General features: G+C 61.5%; 14 protein-coding genes and 3 tRNA genes. All 17 read right to left on the bottom strand.

The window, feature by feature from the left end; translation table 11 throughout:
- Nucleotides 1-2 precede the first annotated feature (2 nt).
- The gene (locus PDR5_RS09695) at nucleotides 3-542 is read right to left on the bottom strand and encodes a (2Fe-2S)-binding protein (protein WP_007956473.1); all 540 of its coding nucleotides are present in this window, start codon (nucleotides 540-542) and stop codon (nucleotides 3-5) included.
- On the bottom strand, nucleotides 535-3366 hold the full coding sequence (locus PDR5_RS09690) for a xanthine dehydrogenase family protein molybdopterin-binding subunit (protein ID WP_064594844.1): 2832 nt from the start codon (nucleotides 3364-3366) through the stop codon (nucleotides 535-537). The genes PDR5_RS09695 and PDR5_RS09690 overlap by 8 nt, the downstream gene beginning before the upstream one ends.
- A gap of 421 nt (nucleotides 3367-3787) precedes the next feature.
- A tRNA-Asp gene (locus tag PDR5_RS09685) sits at nucleotides 3788-3864 on the bottom strand.
- A gap of 93 nt (nucleotides 3865-3957) precedes the next feature.
- Nucleotides 3958-4034: transfer RNA gene (locus tag PDR5_RS09680), tRNA-Asp, on the bottom strand.
- Nucleotides 4035-4089: 55 nt separating this feature from the next.
- Nucleotides 4090-4165 (bottom strand) — tRNA-Val (locus PDR5_RS09675).
- Between the two features lie 90 nt (nucleotides 4166-4255).
- A complete protein-coding gene (locus PDR5_RS09670; protein ID WP_041475192.1) occupies nucleotides 4256-5032 on the bottom strand; it encodes an SDR family oxidoreductase in 777 nt (258 codons plus the stop codon).
- Complete coding sequence (locus PDR5_RS09665; RefSeq protein ID WP_064594841.1) at nucleotides 5029-6240, bottom strand: O-succinylhomoserine sulfhydrylase; 1212 nt, start codon at nucleotides 6238-6240, stop codon at nucleotides 5029-5031. The genes PDR5_RS09670 and PDR5_RS09665 overlap by 4 nt, the downstream gene beginning before the upstream one ends.
- An 80-nt stretch (nucleotides 6241-6320) precedes the next feature.
- Nucleotides 6321-7826 (bottom strand): amidophosphoribosyltransferase, encoded by a 1506-nt coding sequence (gene purF, locus PDR5_RS09660; RefSeq protein ID WP_007956466.1) that lies wholly within the window; start codon nucleotides 7824-7826, stop codon nucleotides 6321-6323.
- A 41-nt stretch (nucleotides 7827-7867) separates the two neighbouring features.
- Nucleotides 7868-8428 carry a CvpA family protein gene (locus tag PDR5_RS09655; protein ID WP_039771589.1) on the bottom strand — a complete coding sequence of 187 codons (561 nt, stop codon included), beginning with the start codon at nucleotides 8426-8428 and terminating at the stop codon, nucleotides 7868-7870.
- 98 nt (nucleotides 8429-8526) lie between these two features.
- Nucleotides 8527-9195 (bottom strand): SPOR domain-containing protein, encoded by a 669-nt coding sequence (locus PDR5_RS09650; protein WP_064594839.1) that lies wholly within the window; start codon nucleotides 9193-9195, stop codon nucleotides 8527-8529.
- Nucleotides 9179-10486 (bottom strand): bifunctional tetrahydrofolate synthase/dihydrofolate synthase, encoded by a 1308-nt coding sequence (gene folC, locus PDR5_RS09645; RefSeq protein ID WP_064594838.1) that lies wholly within the window; start codon nucleotides 10484-10486, stop codon nucleotides 9179-9181. Before folC ends, PDR5_RS09650 begins: the two co-directional genes overlap by 17 nt.
- Nucleotides 10483-11403 (bottom strand): acetyl-CoA carboxylase, carboxyltransferase subunit beta, encoded by a 921-nt coding sequence (gene accD, locus PDR5_RS09640; RefSeq protein WP_064378840.1) that lies wholly within the window; start codon nucleotides 11401-11403, stop codon nucleotides 10483-10485. The genes folC and accD overlap by 4 nt, the downstream gene beginning before the upstream one ends.
- A 192-nt stretch (nucleotides 11404-11595) precedes the next feature.
- Entirely contained in the window at nucleotides 11596-12210 is a 615-nt protein-coding gene (locus PDR5_RS09635; protein ID WP_039771595.1) for a phosphoribosylanthranilate isomerase, read from the bottom strand.
- Between the two features lie 64 nt (nucleotides 12211-12274).
- Nucleotides 12275-13099 (bottom strand): tRNA pseudouridine(38-40) synthase TruA, encoded by an 825-nt coding sequence (truA, locus tag PDR5_RS09630; protein ID WP_064594832.1) that lies wholly within the window; start codon nucleotides 13097-13099, stop codon nucleotides 12275-12277.
- Between the two features lie 150 nt (nucleotides 13100-13249).
- A complete protein-coding gene (locus PDR5_RS09625) occupies nucleotides 13250-15880 on the bottom strand; it encodes a FimV/HubP family polar landmark protein (RefSeq protein ID WP_064594831.1) in 2631 nt (876 codons plus the stop codon).
- Between the two features lie 209 nt (nucleotides 15881-16089).
- Complete coding sequence (locus tag PDR5_RS09620) at nucleotides 16090-17100, bottom strand: aspartate-semialdehyde dehydrogenase (protein ID WP_064594829.1); 1011 nt, start codon at nucleotides 17098-17100, stop codon at nucleotides 16090-16092.
- 193 nt (nucleotides 17101-17293) lie between these two features.
- On the bottom strand, nucleotides 17294-18406 hold the full coding sequence (gene asd / locus PDR5_RS09615; RefSeq protein ID WP_011333354.1) for an aspartate-semialdehyde dehydrogenase: 1113 nt from the start codon (nucleotides 18404-18406) through the stop codon (nucleotides 17294-17296).
- Nucleotides 18407-18455: the final 49 nt, after the last annotated feature.

Genomic DNA, 18455 nt, shown 5'->3' with positions numbered 1-18455 from the left:
GCTTAACCCTCCTTGACCAGGCCGAGATCGGTCAGCACGTTGCGGGTGGCGTTGTAGTAACGCACGTACCCGGTGCAACGGCAGACGTGATGGCCGAGGCTGTCCTCGATGACTTGCTCCAGTTTGCTTTTGACGATTGGCTGGCGTTGCAGCTTTTCCACCAGCACGGTCGCGGCGTTGACGAAACCCGGCGCGCAGTAGCTGCACTGGAAGGCGAATTCGTCGACAAAACGCTGCTGGATCGGGTTCAGCTCGGTGACCTGGCCTTGCTCGTCACGCTTGGCGTGGCCTTCGATGGTGCGGACTTTCTTGCCCTCGAAGTAATGCGCGCCGGTGATGCAGGTGCGCACTTCTTCGCTGGTGCCATCCGGGTTATCGACGATCACCACGCAGGCGTGGCAGATGCCCTGGCCGCAGCCCAGGCGCGAACCGGTGAGGTTCTTGTATTCGTGCAGGTAGTCGATCATCGGCAGGTCATCAGGGATGTCCACCGGACCGACGGATTGACCGTTGAGGGTCAGTTGAAGCGGACGGTTAGCCATTGAGGGCCTCCTTGATGCGCGCAGCAGTGATTGGCAGATCGCGAACACGTTTACCGATGGCGTGGGCCACGGCGTTACCGATGGCACCGACCACCGGAATCATCACCACTTCGGCGATGCCTTTGGACGGGTCGCTTGGGGACAGCGGCGGCAGGATTTCCGACGTCTGCTTCCACACCGCCACATGGCGCGCCATCGGCAGGCGATAACGGTTGAAGTTCCAGTCACCCTCCCCTGGCCCGCCTTCGTACAGCGGCATCTCTTCCATCAAGGCATGACCGATGCCCATGGCGATCCCACCTTCGAGCTGGCCACGAACCAGTTCTTCGACCAGCACCCGTCCGCATTCCAGCCACGAGTGATGGTTGAGCACTTCGACTTCTGCCGAACCTTTGTTGACCTTCAACTCGACCAGCGTTGCGACCGGGCTGTAGTAGGTCACGGCGGCGTTGTTCAGTTGAACCACCGGATAGGCGATGTTCTGCCGATCCAGCAGATGGAAACCGGCGCTGGTCATTTGCGCCTTTTTCGCTTTCGGGGCGCCGTCGCCGTACTTCACCGCCAGACCGTCGAGCGGCAGACGCTCGCGCACACCATCGATGCTGTATTCAGCCTCGGCCCAGCTCCAGCGGTTGAAACCGTGAACCGTGGCGCCAGTGACCAGACCGCGCTCGTGAGCACGCTTGGCCAGCTCTTCGAAGGTCAGTGGCTGCATGCCGTTGGCGGTGAGTTTGCCGTCGACCCAATGCGCATCTTCGCGACGCACAACGTAAGGGTTGGCTTGGCCGCCGTACGGGCCCTGACGCCAGATCTCCAGCGCTGCTGGCCACAAACCGTGGTTGAACAGCACGCGCGCCGCTTCACGGGTGGCGTGGCTGAAGTAGTAGGCGGAGTTGGTCGCGGACGAGGCCGATGCCAGCTTGCCGACCCAGCGCGGGTTGCGCAGGAAGTTGTCCTGTTCGGCCTGGCTCATGATGTAAGGGTTGCCGGCGGTGACCAGCTGCATTTCATTCCACTCGGTTTCACCGGTCTTCACGTCGTGAGCCGCGCTACCAAGGAAATCCGCCACCACCAACGCTTGCGAGGTGGACATGCCGGTACCGATCTCGATGCCGATGTGACGCAGGGAAATGCGGCCGTCAGCGGTGAACTCGATGCTGGCCATCGGTGCTTCGGAACCGGTGCCGAAGTCTTTCTGGCAAATGGCGAAACCCACGCCATACCAGTTGTCCGGATCCGCCGCTTCGCGCTGCTTCTTGATCGCGTCGCGGTTTTTCCAGACTTCGTGCAGCGAAGCCTTGTCGAGAATCTCGTGCAGGCGCAACGCACCGGCCGGGATCGCGCCCTGGGTGTTTTTCATCCCCGAGCGCAGCGCATTTTTGCGGCGCAGATCGATGGCATCGACACCAAGGCGATCGGCGATTTCGTCGACCATCATCTCGGTGGAGGCCATGCTCTGCAGCGTGCCGTAGCCGCGCATCGAACCTGCTTCAACGGCGCGGGAATGGTAAGCGGTGACCTGAAGGTCGTTCTGCGGCATGTAGTAGATCGACTGCGCCGCCGTAGCGCCAACGGCCGCTACCGACGGGCTGTAGTTGATCCGGCCGCCACCGTCGACGCTCATCTCGGCACGGAAAATCTTGAAGCTATGATCGGTCTTGTCCACTGCCAACTGGTAGCGGATGTCGAACGGGTGACGCTTGATGCCGCTCTGGAACTGCTCGTAGCGGTCGTTGGCCAGGCGAATCGGCACACCTGCGCCATACAACGCCGCCAAAGCTGCGTAGTAGACGAAAATATTGTGGTCCTTGGAGCCGTAGCCGACGGTGTAACCCGGGTGCATGTTGAGGTTCGCCAGGCCAAAACGCGACGGCCCGATCATCTTCGCGGTCTCGGTGGCGGTTTCCAGCGGGCACTGAGTGGCGACGACGAAATGCAGGGTCTTGGTCGCCGGGTCGTACCAGCCGTTGCCGTTGTCCGGTTCCATCGCGGCCGGTTCGATCGACGGGGTCTTGTAACGTTCGTCAAACACCAGCCAGTTGTCCGGCGGGGTGTCGATCTCTTTCTTCATGCGATCGGCATAGAACAGGCCGCGTTCGGTCAGGTTGCCGTGCAGGTTCGGTTGGGAATTCCACACCGGACGACGGTTCTTCAGCATCGGGAACAGGATCGAGTCCTTGAGGCTGGCGAATTCGTCTTCGTCTGCCGACGTCGGGCCACCGACGCGCACATAGCGGAAACTGCCATAGGGATCGCCTTCGTAGAACGGCACTTTTGCGCCGTAACGAATCGCTTTGTCATTGAATTTGAGTTTGTTCTTGGCCTGGCGGAAACGCTCGAAGTCGTTCCAGATCAGGATCGCAACCGGGTGGCCGATGAACATCGGCACCTTGCCTTCCGGCAGCAGCGGATCCGGCGCGTGCTCTTCAGGGAATACAATGCCGTCCTTGTCCAGGTCGGCGGCGGTAACGATACGATCAGGCTGCAGATCGGCGCCGAGCCACGACAGGTCGTAGCCTTCGTAGATACGGTCAGCCTTGATGGTTTTCAGCAACATGGCGTGGCCTTGCTGCTGGGGCCAGCCCGGCATGTCCTTGGAACGGATGTCGCGGGCAAACACTTTGCTGCCGCAGACCTTGGACAAGGCATCGTTACGCTGGCGCGCCTTGCCGTTGTTGCCGAGCCACTGCTCGGACGGCACGGTGACGCTGTTTTCCATCAAGGCACCGAGCGCCTGACTGCTGAGCGGCGTGAGCGTAACGCTCACACCCGCCACCAGCCCGCCCTGGAGGAACGAGCGCCGGGATATTTCACGGTTGGACATGGATCATCCTCTGGGCGGTTATGGATCCGCCCTTCTGGTTATCTACTGGGAATCTCGAGTCTTGCAGAAGCCCTTTTTGACGAAGCAAAGGGCGTGATGACAGTGCAAAGCTGACCGAAAGGTTAACTTTATAGGTTTCTGAGCTCGCAGCAAACAACCAGTTACAAAAATTTGACTAAAGAATCAAAAAATCAATGCGGCATTGCATCGCAGCGACTCGGAGACGCAGGTAGATTGCCCGGCAGCATCGAACGAGCCACGGCCAGGGTTCGTCGCCGGCTACAAGGGAGGAATTTGGGAGAGGTCAAATTTCAGACACAAAAAACCCCGGTCTTTCGACCAGGGTCTTTGCTATCGATTCCGAATCAACCAGAGGTTGCTTTCGGTGTTTCAAGGCGTTCAGTGGTCCTTGAAACAGATATGGCGCAGCGGACGGGACTCGAACCCGCGACCCCCGGCGTGACAGGCCGGTATTCTAACCGACTGAACTACCGCTGCGTATCGCTTTGAGCTGACGCTCAAGTAACTCGTTTGACTGAAAGCTTCGGTGCTTTTCAATCGCGAACCAGACAGTGTCTGACTCGTTAAATATGGCGCAGCGGACGGGACTCGAACCCGCGACCCCCGGCGTGACAGGCCGGTATTCTAACCGACTGAACTACCGCTGCGCGTCGGTGCAGGCACTTTCAGCCTACGTTCTTGCTTACGCAAGTCTCTCGGGAGTGGTGGGTGATGACGGGATCGAACCGCCGACATTCTGCTTGTAAGGCAGACGCTCTCCCAGCTGAGCTAATCACCCGTTTGCATCTCCGAGGCCGCGAAATTTACGCAGGTAGCGAACCTAAGTCAATAGCAGGATTGAAGTTTTTCTAAAAAAGACGAAATTGCTTCATTCCGTATAAATCATCTTCTTGGTCATGCCGCCATCGACCACGAATTCCTGCCCCGTCACAAACCCTGCATTCTTCGACAGCAACCACGCCACCATCGCTGCCACATCCTCGACCGTCCCTACCCTGCCCGCAGGATGCTGGGCATGATCGGTATCGGTCAGCGGTTCCGCGCGCCGGGCGGATGGATCCCGCGCATCGATCCAGCCCGGACTGACCGCATTGACGCGAATCTCCGGCCCGAGGCTGATCGCCAGTGCGTGAGTCAACGCCAGCAAACCGCCCTTGCTCGCCGCATAGGCTTCCGTATCAGGTTCCGACTGCGCCGCCCGGGTCGAGGCCAGATTGACGATCGCCCCGTTGTGCGCACGCAGATACGGCGCGCAGTGCTTGGCCAGCAACATCGGCCCACCGAGGTTCACCGCCAACACCCGATTCCAGTAAGCCAGATCGAGACTTTCCAGCGTGATGTTGTGCGGATCGGCCACGGCAGCGTTGCACACCAGCGCATCCAGACGACCAAACTGCCCCAGCACCTCAGCGACACCCAACGCCACCTGACTTTCGTCCGCGACATCCATGGCGATGAACCAGGCGTTCTCGCCCAGCACCTTCGCCACTTTCGAACCACGGACACGATCAAGGTCGGTCAATACCACCTGCCAGCCTTCGCTGATCAACCACGCGGCGATGCCCAGACCGATCCCGCGCGCAGCACCCGTGACCAATGCAACGCGGCCATGGGTGCCGATCTTCGGCGTAGACAACTCGATCACAACGCCGCCAGACCGCGCGACAGATCGGCTTGCAGGTCAGCCACGTCTTCCAGACCGACCGCGATGCGGATCAGGCTGTCACGAATGCCGGCAGCCTCGCGCTCCTGCGGCGCCAGACGGCCGTGGGACGTAGTGCTCGGGTGGGTGATGGTGGTTTTGCTGTCACCCAGATTGGCGGTGATCGAGATCAAACGGGTCGCATCGATGAAGCGCCAGGCGCCCTCTTTTCCGCCCTTCACCTCAAAGCTCACCACCGCGCCGAAGCCTTTCTGCTGACGCTGAGCCAGCTCGTGCTGCGGATGGCTCTTGAGACCGGCGTAATGCACCTTCTCGATGCCGTCCTGCTGCTCCAGCCATTCGGCCAGTTGCTGGGCGTTGGCGCAATGCGCCTTCATCCGCAGGTTCAGGGTTTCCAGACCCTTGAGGAAGATCCAGGCGTTGAACGGGCTCAGGGTCGGCCCGGCGGTACGCAGGAAGCCGACGATTTCTTTCATCTGTTCGCTGCGACCGGCAACCACACCGCCCATGCAACGGCCCTGGCCATCGATGAACTTGGTGGCCGAATGCACAACGATGTCTGCGCCCAGCTTCAGCGGCTGCTGCAAGGCAGGCGTGCAGAAGCAGTTGTCGACTACCAGCATCGCGCCCTTGGCGTGCGCGATTTCCGACAGCGCGGTGATATCCACCAGCTCAGCCAACGGATTGGACGGCGACTCGACGAACAGCAATTTGGTGTTGGACTTGATCGCTGCGTCCCAGGCCGACAGATCGGCCAACGGCACGTAATCGACTTCCACACCGAAACGCTTGAAGTACTTCTCGAACAGGCTGATGGTCGAGCCGAACACGCTGCGCGACACCAGCACATGATCGCCGGCACTGCACAGGCTCATCACCACTGCCATGATCGCGGCCATGCCAGTGGCCGTGGCCACCGCCTGCTCGGCGCTTTCCAGCGCGGCGATGCGCTCTTCGAACGCGCGCACGGTCGGGTTGGTGTAACGCGAGTAGACGTTGCCCGGCACTTCCCCGGCAAACCGCGCAGCCGCATCGGCGGCGGTACGGAACACGTAGCTGGAAGTGAAGAACATCGGATCACCGTGCTCGCCTTCCGGCGTACGGTGCTGACCGGCACGTACGGCCAGGGTATCGAACGCTACGCCTTCGAGGTCGCTGTCCAGCCGACCGGCATCCCATTCCTGACTCATGCTGTCACTCCTTGCCCTGTTCTCGATAAATAAAAGTCTTTTGCCAGATACAAAACCGGCCCCTAAGGGCCGGTTGAAACTCAGTTGTTGTACAGATCGATGATCGCACTGACCGCCTGGGTCTTGACCTTCGAGGCATCGTTGCGTGCCTGTTCGATCTTGTTCAGGTAAGCCTCGTCGACGTCTCCGGTGACGTACTTGCCGTCAAACACTGCGCAATCGAAGTTTTCGATCTTGATCTTGCCGCCGCCGACCGCTTCGATCAAGTCAGGCAGGTCCTGATAGATCAGCCAGTCAGCACCGATGAGATCAGCCACGTCCTGGGTCGAACGGTTGTGCGCGATCAGCTCGTGAGCGCTCGGCATGTCGATGCCGTACACGTTCGGGAAGCGAACAGCCGGAGCCGCCGAGCAGAAGTAGACGTTTTTCGCGCCGGCTTCGCGGGCCATCTGGATGATCTGCTTGCAGGTGGTGCCGCGAACAATCGAGTCGTCGACCAGCATCACGTTCTTGCCGCGGAATTCCAGCTCGATGGCGTTGAGCTTCTGACGTACCGATTTCTTGCGCGCGGCCTGGCCGGGCATGATGAAGGTACGACCGATGTAGCGGTTCTTGACGAAGCCTTCGCGGAATTTCACGCCCAGATGGTTGGCCAGCTCCAGCGCGGCAGTGCGGCTGGTGTCCGGAATCGGGATGACCACGTCGATGTCGTGCTCTGGACGCTCGCGCAGGATCTTCTCGGCCAGCTTCTCACCCATGCGCAGACGGGCCTTGTAGACCGACACGCCGTCGATGATCGAATCCGGACGCGCCAGATAGACGTGTTCGAAGATGCACGGGGTCAGGGATGGGTTGGTCGCACACTGACGGGTGTGCAGCTTGCCGTCTTCAGTGATGTAGACCGCTTCGCCCGGCGCCAGGTCGCGGATCAGGGTGAAACCGAGCACGTCCAGCGAAACGCTTTCGGAAGCGATCATGTACTCGACGCCTTCGTCGGTGTGACGCTGGCCGAACACGATCGGGCGGATGCCGTGCGGGTCGCGGAAACCAACGATGCCGTAACCGGTCACCATCGCCACAACGGCGTAACCACCGACGCAACGGTTATGCACGTCGGTCACGGCGGCAAACACGTCTTCTTCGGTCGGTTGCAGCTTGCCGCGCTGGGCCAGCTCGTGAGCGAACACGTTGAGCAGCACTTCCGAGTCGGAGCTGGTGTTGACGTGACGCAGATCGGATTCGTAGATCTCTTTGGCCAACTGTTCAACGTTGGTCAGGTTACCGTTGTGCGCCAGGGTGATGCCGTACGGCGAGTTGACGTAGAACGGCTGAGCCTCGGCCGACGTCGAGCTGCCGGCAGTCGGGTAACGGACGTGGCCGATACCCATGTGGCCGACCAGGCGCTGCATGTGACGCTGTTGAAACACGTCACGCACCAGGCCATTGTCCTTGCGCAAGAACAACCGGCCATCATGGCTGGTCACGATACCGGCAGCGTCCTGGCCGCGGTGCTGGAGCACGGTTAGCGCGTCATACAGCGCCTGATTGACGTTCGACTTACCGACGATACCGACGATGCCACACATGCGACGCAACCCCTACTTAATGGATCTGAACTGAACAACACTCACTGAGGCGTTTTGGCCGACGGCAAGAGTTGCTCCTTGAACGGAATATCAGCGGGTACGCTGATTCCGCTGGCAAGCCACTGACTGCTCCACCCGAGAATCAGGTTCTTGGACCAGTCTGCGACCAATAGAAACTTTGGCACGAGCTGTGATTCTTTCCACCACCCGTCCTGCTGTACCGGCCCCAGGCTCAACAGCCCGACCGCCACGACCACCAGCAACACGCCACGCGCAGCGCCGAAGGCCATGCCGAGGAATCGATCGGTTCCGGACAACCCGGTGACGCGAACCAACTCGCCGATAAGATAATTGATCATTGCGCCCACGATCAGTGTGGCGACAAACATGATGGCACAGCCCGCGATCACGCGAGCCGACGGTGTTTCGATGTATCCGGCGAGGTACTCGGACAGTGAGCCACCGAACATCCAGGCAACAGCTCCTGCGATGATCCAGGTCACCAGCGACAATGCTTCTTTGACGAAGCCGCGGCTCAAACTGATCAAAGCGGAGATGGCGATGATTGCAACGATCGCCCAGTCAACCCAGGTAAATGGCACAGTGCAGCCTACAGACGGATAAGGCGGCGCATTTTAGCAGAGCGCATGGCTGTCGGTAAGCTGCGATTTTCAGTGCATTTCTATCGAAGTGATAGATATCAGCCGCGTTCAGGCTGGAAGCGCACCACAAACCCCTTGAGGTTCTGCTGGCGGCTCAACAGATCGCGCAGACGATCGGCTTCGGCGCGCTCGATCAGCGGGCCGACGAACACCCGGTTCTTGCCATCGGCCGAACGGATGTAAGCGTTGTAACCCTGGCTGCGCAGGGTTTTCTGCAGGCTTTCGGCGCTGGCACGGCTCGACAGGCTGGCCAGTTGCACTGACCAGCTCACCGACAGGCCATTGGCATCGACGCGGCTTTGAGTGGTATCCGGTTTGGCAGACAGCGCAGCGATCGGCTGCGCCGGAGCCGTGGTTGGCTTGGCCACGGGAGCGGGAGCCGGCGCAACCGGTTTGGCTACCGGCGCCGGAGCCGGAGCCGGAGCTGGTGCGGCGGAAGCAATCGGCGCCGTTGGCACAGCCTGCTCGGCGACTTCGTCATCGCTTGGCACTGGCTCTTGCGGCAGAACCTGAGGCTCAGGCACCGCCACGGTTTCCATCTGGATCTGCGCCACGGCGGGCGCTTGCGGCGCAGCCGGCGCCTCGACGATCACCTGACGCTGTTCATCCTGACGGGAAAACAGCATCGGCAGGAAAATCACCGCCAGCGCCACCAGCACCAGGGCACCGACCATGCGCTGCTTGTACGCTTTATCCAGCAAAGCCATTTGCCGCTTCCTCCGTGGAGCGCCGAGACAGCCATTCGAGGGCCTCGGCGACACAATAAAATGATCCGAACAGCAAGATCTCGTCGTCGCTGGTGGCCACTGCACACTGCCCTTCCAGAGCGGCCGCCACGCTGTCATAAGACGTGACCGAGGCGCCAAGGTTCTGCAATGCCTGATTCAATTCATCCACCGGACGCGCACGTGGCGAATCCAGTGGCGCCACCGCCCAGTGCTGGACGCTGGCATTCAACTCACCGATGACACCGTCCAGATCCTTGTCCGCCAGCAGGCCGAACACCGCCAGACGCTTGCCGACCGGTGGACGCGCAGCCAGACGCTGGGCCAGATACTCCGCCGCATGCGGGTTGTGGCCAACATCCAGCAGCAGATTCAGACGCTTGCCGTTCCATTCGAACGAGCGACGATCCAGGCGACCGACCACACGAGTCGCCTGCAACGCCGCAACAATCTGCCCGGCCTCCCATGGCAACCCGAGCAGCAGATAAGCCTGCAACGCCAACGCGGCGTTCTCCATCGGCAGGTCGAGCAGCGGTAAATCACGCAGTTCGACGACCTGACCGTCAGCATCGGTGCCACGCCACTGCCAGAACTGATCCGTGATACCCAGGTCGAAATCCCGCCCGCGCAGGAAGAACGGGCAAGCAAGCTCGCGCGCCTTGTCCAGCAAGGGTTGTGGAGGATTCAGATCGCCGCACAGCGCAGGTTTGCCCTGGCGGAAAATCCCGGCCTTCTCGAAGGCCACGGATTCACGGGTATTGCCCAGATAGTCGGCATGATCGACACCAATGCTGGTGACCAGCGCGATATCGGCATCGACCACGTTGACCGTGTCAAGACGCCCGCCCAGCCCGACTTCCAGCACCACCGCATCGAGCCCGGCCCGTTGAAACAGCCAGAACGCCGCCAGGGTGCCCATTTCGAAGTAAGTCAGGGAAGTGTCGCCGCGCCCCGCTTCGACCGCCGCGAAGGCTTCGCACAGCTGCGCATCAGTGGCTTCGACGCCATTGAGCTGCACCCGCTCGTTGTAACGCAGCAGGTGCGGAGAATTGTAGACACCGACGTTCAGGCCCTGCGCCCGCAGCAAGGAAGCCACGAAAGCGCAGGTCGAACCCTTGCCGTTGGTGCCGGTGACCGTAATCACCCGTGGCGCCGGCTGGCCCAGTCCCATGCGGGACGCTACCTGTTGCGAACGCTCCAGCCCCATGTCGATGGCCGATGGATGCAACTGTTCAAGGTAGGCGAGCCACTCGCCAAGGGTGCGCTCGGTCATACGTTGGCAGGCACCGGCGGAACGACGATCGGCTCGATCGGCGCAGCAACGAATTTAGGCGTCGGCTTGCCGGTCAGTTGCGCCAGCAGGTTACCCAGACGCGGGCGCAGTTCGCGACGGTCGATGATCAAATCGATGGCGCCGTGCTCCAGCAGGAACTCGCTGCGCTGGAAGCCTTCCGGCAGTTTTTCACGCACGGTCTGCTCGATCACGCGCGGGCCGGCGAAGCCGATCAGGGCTTTTGGCTCGCCGACGATCACGTCGCCCAGCATCGCCAGACTGGCGGAAACGCCGCCGTAGACCGGATCGGTCAGCACAGAGATGAACGGAATGCCTTCTTCGCGCAGGCGCGCCAGCACGGCCGAAGTCTTGGCCATCTGCATCAGAGAGATCAGGGCCTCCTGCATGCGCGCGCCACCGGAAGCGGAGAAACAAACCATCGGGCAACGGTTTTCCAGCGCGTAGTTGGCGGCGCGCACGAAGCGCTCACCGACGATGGCGCCCATGGAACCGCCCATGAAGCTGAATTCGAACGCCGAAACCACGACCGGCATGCCCAGCAGGGTGCCGCTCATGGAAACCAGTGCGTCTTTCTCGCCGGTCTGCTTCTGGGCAGCGACCAGACGGTCCTTGTACTTCTTGCCGTCACGGAATTTCAGACGGTCAACCGGCTCCAGGTCAGCACCCAGTTCGGCACGGCCTTCGGCGTCCAGGAAGATGTCGATGCGCGCCCGTGCGCCGATGCGCATGTGGTGGTTGCATTTAGGGCAAACGTCCAGGGTCTTTTCCAGCTCCGGACGATACAGCACAGCCTCGCAGGACGGGCATTTGTGCCACAGACCTTCAGGGACCGAGCTCTTCTTGACCTCGGAACGCATGATCGAAGGGATCAGCTTGTCTACCAACCAGTTGCTCATGCTTTCTTTCTCCAGTACCGGCGGCCCGAACGCTCTGGTTCGCGGCCCCGCGTATGCCCTTCAGCTAAATTCATGTGTGGCGATGATCGGCCGGGCTGCCGGGTCAGCGGAACTGACCTGCGTACACCCCGAAAAGACCCTCAGCCTCTTTTCTACAGAGCTGTGGACGGCGGCAGTCTGCCAGCCGTCACATCAGCGTACGGCGTTGATGAATGCACGAATCTTTGCGTGATCCTTGATGCCCTTGCTCGCCTCTACCCCGCCGCTGACATCCACGGCATACGGCCGCACCCGGGCGACCGCATCGGCGACGTTCTCCGGCGTCAGGCCGCCGGCCAGAATCAACGGCTTGCTCAAACCCTGCGGAATCAGTGACCAGTCGAACGCCTCGCCGGTTCCGCCGGGCACGCCTTCGACATAAGTGTCGAGCAGCACGCCACTGGCGCTCGGGTAGGCATCGCAGGCGGCGGCAATATCATCGCCCGCCTTGACCCGCAAGGCCTTGATGTAAGGCCGGTGCCAGCCTTCACACTCGGCGGCGGTTTCGTCGCCGTGGAACTGCAACAGATCCAGCGGCACGGCATCGAGGATTTCCCCGAGCTCGCAACGGCTGGCATTGACGAACAGCCCGACCGTGGTCACGAACGGCGGCAATGCAGCGATGATCGCCCGCGCCTGCTGCACGGTCACGGCCCGGGGACTTTTAGCGTAGAACACAAAACCGATGGCATCGGCCCCGGCCTCGACGGCTGCCAACGCATCTTCTATGCGGGTAATCCCGCAAATCTTGCTGCGAACGGCTGACATGTCGATAAAAACCCCAAGGCAAATCCGAGAAAGTCCCGGATGGTAACAAATGCGTTCGAGGGCGTCAGCCGTCAAGTTCCGCGAAACCCGTAAGGAAATGTGGCCCGATGAAACGCTCGGGCAACGGGAACTCGTCGTGGTACTCGACCTGCACCAGATACAGGCCGAACGGATGCGCCGTGACTCCGCCGGAACGCCGCTCGCGGCTCTCCAGCACTTCTTTCATCCACTCCACCGGCCGCTCGCCGGCACCGATAGTCATCAGCACACCGGCGATGTTGCGCACCATGTGATGCAGGAACGCGTTGGCGCGGATATCCAGAACGATCATTTTGCCGTGACGGGTCACGCGCAGGTGATGCATCTTCTTGATCGGCGACTTGGCCTGGCACTGGCCGGCACGGAAGGCACTGAAATCATGAGTACCGATCAGGTACTGCGCGGCCTCGGCCATGCGCTCGACGTCCAGCGGACGGTGATTCCAGGTGATTTCTTCGTTGAGATGCGCCGGGCGGATCTGATCGTTGTAGATCACGTAGCGATAGCGCCGGGCAATCGCCTTGAATCGCGCATGGAAATGCGCCGGCATGACCTTCGCCCAACTGACGCTGATGTCGTGGGGCAGATTGATGTTGGCGCCCATGACCCAGGCTTTCAGCGAACGGTCGACGTGGGTGTCGAAATGCACCACCTGCCCGCAGGCATGCACACCGGCGTCGGTGCGCCCGGCACATTGCAGTGAGATCGGCGAGTCGGCGACCTTCGACAGGGCTTTTTCCAGGGTTTCCTGCACGGTGAGCACACCGGTGGACTGGCGCTGCCAGCCGCTGTAGCGCGAGCCCTTGTATTCAACGCCCAGCGCGACGCGGAAAAAGCCTTCGGGTGCCATTTCGGCGGCCGGGTTATCTATGTTTGCCAAGTCGGTACAGCCTGCTGATCTACAAAGGCGGGCATTATAAGGCGGCGGGACGGGGAAACCAGACCCAAACAAAAACGGCAGCCTGATGGGCTGCCGTTTTGTTTACCGCTGAATGCCGACTCAGGCCAGATGCGACAGCATTTCGCTCGCTTCGCTTTTCTGCTTGTCGTTGCCCTCACTGATGACCTCATTGAGGATGTCGCGCGCACCGTCGTTGTCGCCCATGTCGATATAGGCCTGAGCCAGATCGAGCTTGGTCGCGGCTTCGTCAGTACCGGACAGGAAGTCGAAGTCATCCTCCCCCAGATCATCACCCAGCGCCGCATCGGCTTCGGTGAAGCTTGGCTCGTTGATGCTGCCCGACAAGCGATCCAGCTCGGCGTTGACGTCGTCCAGTTCGGCGGCGAACGCATCCGGCTCGGCTGGCGCCGCGTCCATTTCGTCAGCCAGGGACAGGTCGAAATCGGCTGGCAGCTCCAGATCGTCCTGCGGCACGTCGGCCACGGTTGGAGTTTCGACCAGCGGCAGATCCTTCACGCCTTCGTCCAGATCCAGCAGGAAATCATCGTCTGCCAGCTCGACCGGCGCAGGCGCAGGGTCGGCACCGAGATCCATATCCAGGTCGAAATCCGACAGGTCGTCGAGGTTTTCCTTGATGTCGGTCTGCTGTTGCAGCACCGACTCGAAGCTCAGATCGTCGTCCGATGGAAATTCGTCGAGTTCGACCGGCGCTTCCGGCTCGACAGCAGCCACAGGCTCAACCGGCGTGATGTTGTCGAGATCGTCGAGGCTCAGGTCGAAAGCGCTGTCCAGTTCAGCATTTGCCGCGGCAGGCGCTTCAGGCTCGTCGAGCAGCAGCTCCTTGACGTATTCCGCGTCCAGCTCGGCAGCCATGGCCGCAGCCGCCAGACCGCTTGCCGCGACGACCGCCATGGCCGGGAAGCGGCTTTTCAGCTCTTCGACCTTGGCGAAATTGTCGCCATTGGCGACCAGTTGGCGCTCCTGACCGACGAACGCATCGCGATCACCCTGACGACCGTAGACTTCCATCAGTTTCAAACGCAGATCGCTGCGCTGCGGCTCCAGGCTCACGCCCTCCTCCAGCAGCGCGGCCGCTTGATTCAGACGACCGCCGTCGATGTGCGACTGCGCCTTGTCCAGCACGTCGTCGGAACGCTCGGCGGCCGGAGCCACCAACGGAGCGGCGATCGGCTCGGCCATCACGACTGGCGCCACTACAGCAGCAGCGGCTGGGGCTGGGGCTGGGTTCAGCTTGACGCTGGCGGCTGGCACTTCCAGACCTTCGAAGCTGCTTTCAGGCAGATCGAGATCCTGAGAGAAGGATTGCTCCTCCAGGGCACGGGCCATGCGCAGGTGTTTTTCGGCTTCCTGCTGCGCCTTGCGGCGGCGGGCCAGCAGCAACAGCAGGAGCAGCAGAACCACCGCACCGCCACCGACCAGACCCAGCAGGATCGGATTGGTCAGCAGTTCGTTGAAGGTTTTCTCGTCATCGGCGGCCGGCGTGGTTTCAACCACAGGCTCGACAACCGGCTCGACTGGTGCCGGAGCGGCGGCTTCAGGCGCAGGTGCGCCCGGAGCAGCCTCTGCCGGAGTGGCCGGCGGCGTGGCCGCCAGTTCCGCGGTGATCGCCGGCACCACTGGCGCAGTGGCGGCGGTCGCGGGAGCAGCGCCCGAGCCTTCGGCCTGCATTTTCGCCAGTTGATTGTTCTTCAGCTCGATCAGGCGCTGCAGCTTGTCCAGCTGGCTTTGCAGATCGGCCATGCGGCTTTTCAGCTCTTCGTTGTCACGGCGGGTGGTGTCGAGACTCTCCTGGGTCACCGCCAGTTTGTTGCTCAGGGCCTTGGCGTCGCCGGCCGGACCCTTGCCACGCGCCTTGGCGCTTTCGGCGGACACCAGGCTCAGGTTGTCCTTGGCGTTTTGCGCAGCGCCGGTATTGGCGCGGCCACGATTGGTCGCATCGAGTTGCTGCTGACCGGTGCCCGGCTTGGCCACATAACGACGGCCCTGACGCCAGGCTTCGTTCTGCGCGGCCACTTCGGCAATCGCTTTGGACTGCGGCAGTGCGGTGCTTTGCACTTGGTCCGGCAGACGCAGCACCTGACCGGTTTTCAGGCGGTTGATGTTGCCGCCGATGAACGCGTCCGGGTTCAAGGCCTGGATCGCCAGCATGGTCTGCTGCACCGAACCGCCGGTGCGCGCCTTCGCGGCGATTTCCCACAGGGTGTCGCGCGGCGTGGTGGTGTGGGTCGAATGTGTGGCGCCGGTGGTCGGTGCGGTAATGGTTTGCGCTGGCGCGGGTTGAGCGGCGGCATCGGCGGTCTGCGGCGAAAACTTCGACGGATCCAGCAGCACGCTGTAGTCACGCAGCAGGCGGCCGTTCGGCCACATTACCTGCACGAGGAATTTCACCATCGGTTCCGACAGCGGTTTGCTCGAGGTAACGCGCAGCACACTTTTGCCGCTGGCGTTGAGCACCGGGGTGAACGTCAGATCATTGAGGAAGGCCTGGCGATCGACGCCGGCCTTGGCGAAATCTTCCGGCGAGGCCAGGCTCGGCACCACTTCGGCAGCGGTCAGATCCTTGACATCGAGCAGCTCGATTTCCGCTACCAGCGGCTGGTTCAGGGTCGACTTCAGGGTCAGCTCCCCGAGCCCGAGGGCATGCGCCATACCGGAGGACAGCGCCGAGGCGGCCGCTATTGCTAACACCAGTTTGCGAACTTGAACCATAGCCTCTTCCTTTGTTTGAACGTTCCTCGGCCAGCGAGAAGATGTTGATAGTCGCTGCCGTAAGGCATTGCGCGCGACGACGACAGCATGCCGCGCGCGATCATTTCTTTGATGCCCCGGAAAGTCCCGGAGGGTGACACGTTGCCAACTGCTCCGGCCAAGCATAGCGCCCGGCTAGAATCAGTCGACAAATTGTTGCCAAGTATCTTTTACAGCAGGTCTTTTATCAACAACTCGGCGACCTGCACGGCGTTGAGGGCCGCACCTTTGCGTACGTTATCTGACGTCAGCCACAGATTAAGTTCCGACGGTTCGTCGACACCGGCACGTACCCGCCCGACGTAGACCACGTCCTGCCCCACCGCGTCACCGACGGCGGTCGGATAATCACCGGCCTCGACCAGCTCGATACCCTCGGCATCTTCCAGCGCAGCATTAACCTTTTCCAGGTCGACCGCGCTCGCTGACTGCAAGGTCACGCTAAAGCTATCGCCAAAAAACACCGGGGCTTGAACACAAGTTGCGGAAATCTTTAATAAAGGCTTGGTCAGCACCTGACGCAGCTCGCGCACCAGGCGTTTTTCCAGCAGCGTATGACCTTGCGCATCCGGTGTGCCGACCTGGGCCAGCAGGTTGAAAGCCATCTGCCGGTCGAAGAATGTCGGCTCCAGCGGACGCATGTTCAGCAGCTCGGCGGTCTGGCGCGCCAGCTCGGTCACGGCTTCGCGGCCCTGGGCGGAAACCGCCAGATTGGCGGTGACATGCACGTATTGCAGTTCGATCAGATCGAGCAGCGGCGCCAACACCACGGCCAAAGTAGTGGCCGACGGGCTTGGACTGCTGACCTGGAACGGCACTTTCAAACCGGCCAGCACATCGGCATTGGCTTCCGGCACCACTTGCGGCGCCTGATCCGCCGGCAAGGCGCCGGACAGATCGACCAGCGAGCAACCCGCCGCGTGAGCGCGGGCGGCGTAACTCAGGGTGATGGCCGGGCCGGCGGCGAAGAACGCCAGTTTGACCTTGCTGAAATCGAACTCGTCGACTTCACGCACGCGCACGTTCTTGTTGCGAAACAGCACCGAGCTGCCGGCGGATTCGCTGCTGGCCAACAGGTGCAGCGTGCCGACCGGGAAGTCGCGTTCTTCGAGAATCTGCACAAGGGTTTCGCCGACAGTACCGGTGGCGCCGATCACGGCAATATCAAGGGTCTGGGTCATGTTGCTACCTCTGGCGAAACGGGGGGAGCGGCACTTTACCGGGTGAGTCGCACGCAGGCAATTCGCGCCCGCCGCGAAGAGCGGACGCGGAGCGTCCATGGCTGCATTCCCACGCAGAGCATGGGAACGATCAACAGGTACAAAAAAACCCGCGCCTCTTGCAAGGCGCGGGTTCTTTCATTGCATCAAGCGATCAACGCTCAAGCAAAATCCGCAGCATGCGGCGCAGCGGTTCGGCCGCGCCCCACAGCAGTTGGTCGCCGACGGTGAAGGCACCGACGAACTGCGAACCCATGTTCAGCTTGCGCAGACGACCGACCGGTACGTTCAGGGTGCCGGTGACTTTCGTCGGGCTCAGCTCCTGCATGCTGATTTCACGGTTGTTCGGCACCAGCTTGACCCAAGGGTTGTGCTGGCTGATCAGCCCTTCGATGTCGGCGATCGGCACGTCCTTGTTCAGCTTGATGGTCAGCGCCTGACTGTGGCAACGCATGGCGCCGATGCGCACGCAGATGCCGTCGACCGGGATCGGGCTCTTGAAGCGACCGAGGATCTTGTTGGTCTCGGCCTGGGCCTTCCACTCTTCGCGGCTCTGGCCGTTCGGCAGTTCCTTGTCGATCCACGGGATCAGGCTGCCGGCCAGCGGTACGCCGAAGTTTTCGGTCGGGTATGCGTCGCTGCGCATGGCTTCGGCCACACGGCGGTCGATGTCGAGGATCGCGCTGGCAGGATCGGCCAGTTGATCGGCGACAGCGGCGTGGGTCGCGCCCATCTGCTTGATCAGTTCACGCATGTTCTGTGCACCGGCACCAGACGCCGCCTGATAGGTCATGGCGCTCATCCACTCGACCAGACCGGCCTCGAACAGACCACCCAGGCCCATCAGCATCAGGCTGACGGTGCAGTTGCCGCCGATGTAGTTCTTGGTGCCTGCGTCGAGCTGCTGGTCGATGACCTTGCGGTTGACCGGATCGAGGATGATAACGGCGTCGTCGTTCATCCGCAGGCTCGAGGCCGCGTCGATCCAGTAACCCTGCCAGCCGGCTTCGCGCAGCTTCGGGAATACTTCGCTGGTGTAGTCGCCGCCCTGGCAGGTCAGGATCACGTCGAGGGTTTTCAGCTCTTCAATGCTGTAAGCGTCCTTGAGCGGAGCAATGTCCTTGCCCACGGACGGGCCTTGGCCACCGACATTGGAAGTGGTGAAAAACACCGGCTCGATAAGATCGAAATCCTGCTCTTCCAGCATCCGCTGCATGAGCACGGAACCGACCATGCCGCGCCAACCGATCAGACCTACACGTTTCATCGCAACTACACCTTCTTGAAAAGTGGGCCGCTGCTTTGTATTGAATTTC

The sequence above is a fragment of the Pseudomonas sp. DR 5-09 genome (assembly GCF_001655595.1).
Taxonomy (GTDB): Bacteria; Pseudomonadota; Gammaproteobacteria; order Pseudomonadales; family Pseudomonadaceae; genus Aquipseudomonas; species Aquipseudomonas pharyngis.
Note: the sequence above shows the minus strand (reverse complement) of the source record. Positions and strands in the feature narration are given on the sequence as shown.

What these genes read in the sequence shown, in the direction of transcription:
- PDR5_RS09635 (WP_039771595.1), bottom strand. Translation starts at nt 12,210, where the DNA reads ATGTCAGCCGTTCGCAGCAAGATTTGCGGGATTACCCGCATAGAAGAT.
- PDR5_RS09620 (WP_064594829.1), bottom strand. Translation starts at nt 17,100, where the DNA reads ATGACCCAGACCCTTGATATTGCCGTGATCGGCGCCACCGGTACTGTC.
- PDR5_RS09690 (WP_064594844.1), bottom strand. Translation starts at nt 3,366, where the DNA reads ATGTCCAACCGTGAAATATCCCGGCGCTCGTTCCTCCAGGGCGGGCTG.
- PDR5_RS09695 (WP_007956473.1), bottom strand. Translation starts at nt 542, where the DNA reads ATGGCTAACCGTCCGCTTCAACTGACCCTCAACGGTCAATCCGTCGGT.
- PDR5_RS09650 (WP_064594839.1), bottom strand. Translation starts at nt 9,195, where the DNA reads ATGGCTTTGCTGGATAAAGCGTACAAGCAGCGCATGGTCGGTGCCCTG.
- purF (WP_007956466.1), bottom strand. Translation starts at nt 7,826, where the DNA reads ATGTGTGGCATCGTCGGTATCGTCGGTAAGTCGAACGTCAATCAGGCG.
- truA (WP_064594832.1), bottom strand. Translation starts at nt 13,099, where the DNA reads ATGGCACCCGAAGGCTTTTTCCGCGTCGCGCTGGGCGTTGAATACAAG.
- folC (WP_064594838.1), bottom strand. Translation starts at nt 10,486, where the DNA reads ATGACCGAGCGCACCCTTGGCGAGTGGCTCGCCTACCTTGAACAGTTG.
- PDR5_RS09625 (WP_064594831.1), bottom strand. Translation starts at nt 15,880, where the DNA reads ATGGTTCAAGTTCGCAAACTGGTGTTAGCAATAGCGGCCGCCTCGGCG.
- asd (WP_011333354.1), bottom strand. Translation starts at nt 18,406, where the DNA reads ATGAAACGTGTAGGTCTGATCGGTTGGCGCGGCATGGTCGGTTCCGTG.
- accD (WP_064378840.1), bottom strand. Translation starts at nt 11,403, where the DNA reads ATGAGCAACTGGTTGGTAGACAAGCTGATCCCTTCGATCATGCGTTCC.
- PDR5_RS09665 (WP_064594841.1), bottom strand. Translation starts at nt 6,240, where the DNA reads ATGAGTCAGGAATGGGATGCCGGTCGGCTGGACAGCGACCTCGAAGGC.